This is a genomic window from Vibrio sp. VGrn 2 (assembly GCF_009361695.1).
Classification (GTDB): domain Bacteria; phylum Pseudomonadota; class Gammaproteobacteria; order Enterobacterales; family Vibrionaceae; genus Vibrio; species Vibrio diabolicus.
Genome location: NZ_RBWD01000025.1, coordinates 22632 through 30777 on the forward strand (window position 1 = coordinate 22632; position 8146 = coordinate 30777).

Annotated in this window: 7 protein-coding genes and 1 pseudogene; all 8 read right to left on the minus strand. The window is 45.8% G+C overall.

Annotated elements, in window-relative coordinates:
• Nucleotides 1-21 precede the first annotated feature (21 nt).
• Entirely contained in the window at nt 22-4050 is a 4029-nt protein-coding gene (gene rpoB, locus D8S93_RS23215; protein WP_005397275.1) for a DNA-directed RNA polymerase subunit beta, read from the minus strand.
• A 252-nt stretch (nt 4051-4302) separates the two neighbouring features.
• Nucleotides 4303-4671, minus strand: coding sequence for a 50S ribosomal protein L7/L12 (gene rplL / locus D8S93_RS23220; RefSeq protein WP_152815776.1), 369 nt, complete (start codon nt 4669-4671; stop codon nt 4303-4305).
• A 57-nt stretch (nt 4672-4728) separates the two neighbouring features.
• Complete coding sequence (gene rplJ, locus D8S93_RS23225) at nt 4729-5223, minus strand: 50S ribosomal protein L10 (RefSeq protein ID WP_005397270.1); 495 nt, start codon at nt 5221-5223, stop codon at nt 4729-4731.
• Nucleotides 5224-5516: 293 nt separating this feature from the next.
• The gene (rplA, locus tag D8S93_RS23230) at nt 5517-6218 is read right to left on the minus strand and encodes a 50S ribosomal protein L1 (RefSeq protein ID WP_005384683.1); all 702 of its coding nucleotides are present in this window, start codon (nt 6216-6218) and stop codon (nt 5517-5519) included.
• Nucleotides 6219-6222: 4 nt separating this feature from the next.
• Entirely contained in the window at nt 6223-6651 is a 429-nt protein-coding gene (gene rplK, locus D8S93_RS23235) for a 50S ribosomal protein L11 (protein WP_005384682.1), read from the minus strand.
• Between the two features lie 164 nt (nt 6652-6815).
• A complete protein-coding gene (gene nusG / locus D8S93_RS23240; protein WP_005384681.1) occupies nt 6816-7364 on the minus strand; it encodes a transcription termination/antitermination protein NusG in 549 nt (182 codons plus the stop codon).
• Nucleotides 7365-7377: 13 nt separating this feature from the next.
• Nucleotides 7378-7758 (minus strand): preprotein translocase subunit SecE, encoded by a 381-nt coding sequence (secE, locus tag D8S93_RS23245; protein ID WP_005397258.1) that lies wholly within the window; start codon nt 7756-7758, stop codon nt 7378-7380.
• Nucleotides 7759-8025: 267 nt separating this feature from the next.
• Nucleotides 8026-8146 (minus strand): annotated as a pseudogene (locus tag D8S93_RS23255) (elongation factor Tu); the annotation flags it as partial.

The window sequence follows — 8146 nt, forward strand, 5'->3', positions numbered from 1 at the left end:
CTTTCATCAAGAGAGAAAGGATTACTCTTCGTCTTCTAGCTCGATGTTGATACCTAGCGAGCGGATCTCTTTCAACAGTACGTTGAACGATTCTGGCATGCCAGGTTCCATGCTGTGGTTACCGTCTACGATGTTCTTGTACATCTTAGTACGGCCGTTAACGTCATCCGACTTAACCGTTAGCATTTCTTGTAGCGTGTAAGCAGCACCGTATGCTTCTAGTGCCCATACTTCCATCTCACCGAAACGCTGACCACCGAACTGAGCTTTACCACCTAGTGGCTGCTGAGTTACTAGGCTGTACGAACCAGTTGAACGAGCGTGCATCTTGTCATCAACAAGGTGGTTCAGTTTCAGCATGTACATGTAACCAACAGTTACAGGACGCTCAAACGCATCACCTGTGCGACCATCAAATAGCGTTAGCTGACCTGATGTTGGTAGATCTGCTAGCTCAAGAAGTGCTTTGATTGACTCTTCTGGAGCACCATCAAATACAGGAGTCGCGATAGGTAGACCGCCACGCAAGTTCTTGATCAGAGTACGTACTTCATCATCAGATAGAGAAGCAATGTCTACTTTCTGGCGAGTGTCGCCTAGGTCGTAAACTTTTTGTAGGAACTCACGGAATTTCGCTAGTTCTTGCTGCTCTTTAACCATCTGGTTGATCTTGTCACCGATACCTTTCGCTGCCAGACCTAAGTGTACTTCTAGGATCTGACCGATGTTCATACGCGAAGGTACACCCAGTGGGTTAAGTACGATGTCTACAGGCTGACCTTTTTCATCGTATGGCATGTCTTCAACAGGGTTGATCTTAGAGATTACACCCTTGTTACCGTGACGACCCGCCATCTTATCACCAGGCTGAATGCGACGTTTAACCGCTAGGTAAACCTTAACGATCTTCAGTACGCCAGGTGCTAAATCATCACCTTGAGTGATCTTACGACGTTTAGTTTCGAACTTCTTATCGAAGTCAGCTTTTAGCTCGTCCCACTGCTCAGCAAGTTGCTCAAGCTGAGTTTGTAGTGCGTCATCTTCTAGCGTTAGCTCTAGCCACTTCTTACGATCAGTCGTGTCTAGTTTCGCTTCAGAGTAACCGCCTTCAATCAATACAGCTTTAACACGGTTTAGAAGGCCACCCTCAAGAATCTGGAATTCTTCAGTTAGGTCTTTCTTCGCTTCTTTAAGCTGCATCTGTTCGATTTCAAGCGCACGCTTGTCTTTCTCTACGCCATCGCGAGTGAAGACTTGAACGTCGATGATCGTACCTGATACAGAGTTAGGTACACGTAGTGAAGTATCTTTAACATCAGATGCTTTTTCACCGAAGATAGCACGTAGTAGCTTCTCTTCAGGCGTTAGCTGAGTTTCACCCTTAGGTGTTACTTTACCAACTAGGATGTCGCCACCCTTAACTTCAGCACCGATGTAAACGATACCTGACTCGTCTAGTTTAGACAGAGCAGATTCACCTACGTTTGGAATATCAGCTGTGATCTCTTCAGATCCCAGCTTAGTATCACGCGCCACACAAGTAAGTTCTTGAATGTGGATTGTCGTGAAGCGGTCTTCTTGAACTACGCGCTCAGATACTAAGATCGAGTCTTCGAAGTTGTAGCCGTTCCAAGGCATGAACGCGATACGCATGTTTTGACCAAGCGCTAGTTCACCAAGGTCTGTTGAAGGACCATCAGCAAGCACGTCACCGCGTGATACAGGCTCACCTGGCATCACACATGGGCGCTGGTTAATACATGTGTTCTGGTTAGAACGTGTGTATTTAGTCAGGTTGTAGATATCGATACCAGCTTCACCTGGTACTAGCTCTTCTTCGTTAACTTTAACAACGATACGAGAAGCATCTACTGACTGGATTACACCACCACGTTTCGCAACTGCAGTTACACCTGAGTCAACGGCTACGTTACGTTCAATACCAGTACCAACAAGCGGTTTGTCAGCTTTCAGTGTTGGAACTGCCTGACGTTGCATGTTCGCACCCATCAATGCACGGTTCGCATCATCGTGTTCTAGGAACGGGATAAGCGATGCAGCGATAGATACAACCTGGTTTGTCGCAACGTCCATGTACTGAGCGTGCTCACGAGGGTGTAGACCAGATTCACCTTTCTGACGAGCTGTGATCAGCTCATCTGCAAAAGTACCATCTTCGTTTAGCTTAGCGTTCGCCTGAGCGATAACGAATTGGCCTTCTTCGATTGCAGATAGGTAATCTACTTCGTCTGTTACTACGCCATCTACAACGCGACGGTATGGTGTCTCTAGGAAACCGTACTCGTTACAACGCGCAAACGCAGATAGAGAGTTGATCAGACCGATGTTTGGACCTTCAGGCGTTTCGATAGGACATAGACGACCGTAGTGAGTTACGTGTACGTCACGTACTTCGAAGCCAGCACGTTCACGAGTTAGACCGCCAGGACCCAATGCAGAAATACGACGCTTGTGCGTTACTTCTGATAGCGGGTTGTTTTGGTCCATGAACTGTGAAAGCTGTGAAGAGCCAAAGAATTCTTTAACTGCCGCAGAAATTGGCTTCGCGTTGATCAAGTCTTGAGGCATGATTGCGTCAAGATCGCCTAGGCTTAGACGCTCTTTAACTGCACGCTCAACACGTACTAGACCTACACGGAACTGGTTCTCAGCCATTTCGCCTACAGAACGGATACGACGGTTGCCTAGGTGGTCGATATCGTCCACTTCGCCCTTACCGTTACGGATCGCGATCAGCTTCTTCATCACTTCGATGATATCAGTTTCATCAAGTGTGCCTTGCTCTTGAGCATCTTCACGGCCGATAGAGCTGTTGAACTTCATACGACCAACAGTCGATAGATCGTAACGCTCTTCAGAGAAGAATAGGCTTTCGAATAGAGCTTCTGCAGCTTCTTTTGTTGGCGGCTCACCAGGGCGCATCATGCGGTAGATTTCTACCAATGCAGAAATACGATCAACCGTGCTGTCGATACGTAGTGTTTCTGACATGAATGGACCGTGGTCTAGATCGTTCGTAAATAGAACTTCTAGCGCTTTGTGGCCAGCCTGAGATAGGTTCGCTAGTGCTTCCAGGCTGATTTCCTGGTTAGCGTTAACAATGATCTCGCCAGTTGCTTCATTGATGTAATCTTTTGATGCAACTTTACCTACGATGTACTCAACTGGTACTTCGATGTGATCAACACCATCTTTTTCTAGTTGGCGGATATGACGAGCTGTTACGCGACGACCTTGCTCAACGTAAACTTTACCATTCGCTTCGATGTCGAATGACGCAGTTTCACCACGTAGACGATCTGGAACCAACTCCATCAATAGAGTTTGGTCTTTCACTTCGAAGTTCACTTTCTCGAAGAAGAGATCTAGGATTTCTTCTGTCGACTTACCTAGTGCACGAAGAATGATCGATGCTGGTAGCTTACGACGGCGGTCGATACGAACGTACAAGTTATCCTTAGGATCAAACTCGAAATCAAGCCATGAACCACGGTAAGGAATAACACGTGCGTTGTATAAAACTTTACCTGAAGAGTGGGTCTTACCCTTATCGCTGTCGAAGAACACGCCTGGGCTTCGGTGCAGCTGGGATACGATAACCCTCTCGGTACCGTTAATAACGAAGGTACCATTGTCTGTCATGAGTGGAATTTCACCCATGTAGACTTCTTGTTCTTTAATGTCTTTTACAGTACCTGCTGGCGCGTCTTTATCAAAGATAACTAGGCGTAGTTTTACACGTAGTGGCTTTGAGTAAGTTACACCGCGGATTTGACATTCTTTAACGTCAAAAACTGGCTCACCAAGACGGTAGCTAACGTATTGCAGCTCAGAATTGCCGTTGTAGCTCTGAATCGGGAATACAGAACGGAAAGCGGCTTCAAGACCGTATTGACCTTCAGGATCCTGTTCGATGAATTTGTCGAACGAATCGAGCTGGATCGATAGCAGGTATGGAATGTCCAAAACTTGTGGACGAGTACCAAAGTCCTTACGGATGCGCTTTTTCTCGGTATAAGAGTAAACCATGGGGTTCCTCAGCTCGCTGATAAGTGACCCAAACTGTCCGCCCGCTCCTAGTTACTTAAGGGGGGTAAGGGACAGTGACTAATATAGCTGTTTACTGTAGTGACATTTCATTTCGTAAGAATGAAATGTTTTTTGCATGGATATCAGGCGCTTAAACAGCGGGAAAATTCGCCTATACCCTACAGCGCAAAAAGGCCGGTGGTTAAAAAACCACCAGCCAATTAGCCGTTAGGCTAAGAAACTATGCAATAATTACTTAACAGCAACAGTTGCACCAGCTTCTTCTAGCTGAGCTTTAAGAGCTTCAGCTTCTTCTTTCTCAACACCTTCTTTAAGAGGTGCTGGAGCGCCGTCTACTAGAGCTTTAGCTTCTTTAAGACCTAGGCCAGTTGCGCCACGTACTGCTTTGATTACAGCAACTTTGTTACCGCCAGCAGCTTCTAGGATTACGTCGAATTCAGTTTGCTCAGCAGCAGCTTCGCCTGCAGCAGCGCCGCCAGCTACAACAGCAGCAGCAGCAGAAACACCGAATTTCTCTTCCATTGCTTCGATTAGTTCAACAACTTGCATTACAGACATTTCTGCAACTGCGTCTAGGATTTGCTCGTTAGTAATAGACATAACAATTCTCTTTTAAGTCAACAATAAGTTTATTAAGCAACCAGTAAAAAGCAAGGCTTATGCCGCTGCTTCTTGTTTTTGATCGCGGATAGCTGCGATAGTACGCGCCAGCTTGCCAGCCGAAGCTTCTTTCATGCACATCATTAGGCGTGCAATTGCTTCGTCGTAAGTTGGTAGTGTTGCTAGTACTTCAGCGTCAGTTAAAGCGCCTTCATAAGCAGCAGCTTTGATCTCGAAATCTTTGTTCTCTTTAGCGAAGTCTTTGAAAAGACGCGCTGCAGCACCTGGGTGCTCATTAGAGAATGCGATTAGTGTAGGACCAGTGAAAGTGTCAGTTAGACACTCGTACTCAGTACCTTCAACCGCACGACGAGCAAGAGTGTTACGAACAACTCTCATGTAAACGCCAGCTTCACGAGCTTGTTTACGTAGAGAAGTCATCGCGCCAACTTGAACGCCACGAGAATCAGCTACAACTGCAGAAAGTGCACCACTGGCAGCTTCGTTGACTTCAGCAACAATTGCTTTTTTGTCTTGAAGGTTTAAAGCCATCTTGGATTTACTCCTGGTTGTCGTTACACCACTCACTATCATCACGACAGTGAGAGCTATTGAGGTGCTTCCCCAGAAGAAAGTTAACTATATTACATAGAGCTTTCTGTCAGTTCGGGCACCATCTACGTAGGATAATTAAGTTTGCTTTTACACAAACACCTACGGTCTTGGACGGAGACTGGGTCTTAATTCATTTCGAACTAGGAGACAGTTCAAAGAACCAAAGTTCAGCCCCAACCACAAATATTAGGCGCAAAATTATACACTAATTTTGCGCCTAAGCAAATAAATTATGCTTGAGTGTTCAGGCTAGCCTGATCAACAGCAACACCAGCACCCATAGTAGTAGAGATGCTTACTTTCTTCAGGAAAGTACCTTTCGCTGAAGATGGCTTAGCTTTCTTCAGAGCAACTAGAAGTGCTTCTAGGTTCTCTTTGATCTGCTCAGCAGAGAAGTTTGCTTTACCGATAGTAGTGTGGATGATGCCGTTTTTGTCGTTACGGTAACGAACCTGACCAGCTTTAGCGTTTTTAACTGCTTCAGCAACGTTAGGAGTTACAGTACCAACTTTAGGGTTTGGCATAAGACCGCGAGGACCTAGGATAGTACCTAGTTGACCTACAACGCGCATTGCATCTGGAGAAGCAACAACTACGTCAAAGTTCATTTCGCCTTTCTTAACTTGCTCAGCAAGATCTTCCATACCTACGATGTCTGCGCCAGCTTCTTTAGCTGCTTCAGCGTTAGCACCTTGAGTGAACACTGCAACGCGGATTTCGCGGCCAGTACCGTGAGGTAGTACAGTTGCACCACGTACGTTCTGGTCAGATTTACGAGCATCAATGCCTAGGTTAACAGCAACGTCTACAGACTCAACGAATTTCGCAGTCGCTAGTTCTTGAAGAAGAGCAACAGCTTCGTTGATTTCGTATTCTTTAGTTACGTCAACTTTTTCGCGGATTACGCGCATGCGCTTAGTTAGTTTTGCCATCTTATTAACCCTCTACCACTAGGCCCATTGAACGAGCAGTACCAGCGATAGAACGCTTCATCGCTTCGATGTCAGCACCAGTCATATCAGCAGCTTTAGTTTCTGCGATTTCTTGGATTTGAGCGTCAGTTACAGTACCAACTTTTTCAGTGTTTGGACGACCTGAACCAGACTTAACGCCAGCAGCTTTCTTAAGAAGAACTGCAGCAGGTGGAGTCTTAGTTACGAACGTGAAAGAACGGTCGCTGTATACTGTGATAACTACTGGAGTTGGTAGACCTTTCTCAATAGATTCTGTTTTTGCGTTGAACGCTTTACAGAATTCCATGATGTTCACACCGTGTTGACCTAGTGCAGGACCTACTGGTGGACTAGGGTTAGCCATACCAGCAGCAACTTGTAGCTTGATGTAAGCTTCAACTTTCTTAGCCATGATAATTCCTAAGTTTGGGTACAAACGCTAATCGCGGATCAGCTCCCCGTTTGTGTAAGAAACTTTTTACTTCACTTGAAGTAAAAAGGCGCGAAATTATAGTCATAATCCGCGCCTTATACAACCCTAAAAAGGTGATTTTTTATACTCTTTGACGAAGAGTCTTAGTCCAGCTTTTCAACCTGACCAAATTCAAGCTCAACTGGTGTCGCACGACCAAAGATCGAGACAGACACTTTCAGGCGGCTCTTCTCGTAATCCACTTCTTCAACAGTACCGTTGAAGTCAGCAAATGGACCTTCGTTAACACGTACCACTTCACCCGCTTCGTACATTGTACGTGGACGAGGCGCTTCACTCGCTTTCTCAAGACGATTAAGAATCGCGTCAGCCTCTTTATCCGTGATAGGTGCCGGACGGTCTGAGGTACCACCAATGAAGCCCATGACACGCGGCACACTGCGTACTAGGTGCCATGATTCATCGTTCATAATCATCTGAACAAGGACGTAACCTGGGAAGAACTTACGCTCAGATTTGCGACGCTGACCCGCGCGCATTTCTACTACTTCTTCAGTAGGAACCAGTACTTCACCGAATAGCTCTTCCATGCCGTGCATTTTGATATGCTCGCGCAGAGATTGAGCTACACGACCTTCAAATCCAGAGAAGGCTTGAACCACATACCAGCGTTTTTTTGGAGCTTCACTCATGAATAAAAACCCTCTATACCCCAGTTGCTAGAGCTACTAGACGAACCATAATTCCGTCAATACCCCATAGCACTAGAGCCATTACAATACTTACAGCTAAAACGATCAGTGTTGTTTGCATGGTTTCTTGGCGAGTAGGCCAAACAACTTTACGTACTTCCATACGCGATTCTTTTGCAAAACTGATCGCTGCTTTACCTTTAGTCGTTGTTGCTGCAACGCCTAAGGCAGCTGCAATAAGAACAACAACGCCTGCAGCACGAACCACTACAGACATTTCACCATACAGGTAATTACCCACAACAGCGGCAGCTGCCAATACGAAAGCGGCTAACCACTTAAACGTATCTGCTGCGTTTGAGCTATCAGGAGTTTCAGCATTATTTGCTTTCATAAAACCAACCTGTTACAAGTCTTAATATAGACGACAACAACCCCGCTGTTGCAGGGCAAACTCCATATCGCTGAAAAAAATCAGCGTACTCTTCTTAAGATTAAGCATCTTTGCTTAATCTTGCTCTGCGCCCAACCCACTTCTGAACAAGAAAACAGCAAAAATAATGTTGAGTGCAGAAAAAGGGCATCAAATGATGCCCTTTTTGCTACTGGTTCGTCAAATCTAATTCAAGATTTTCCGAAAGCATCGCTAATTCGCTATGAATTAGTCGAAGATCTTAGCAACAACACCAGCACCTACTGTACGGCCACCTTCACGGATCGCGAAACGTAGACCTTCGTCCATTGCGATTGGTGCGATTAGCTCAACAGTCATCTGTACGTTG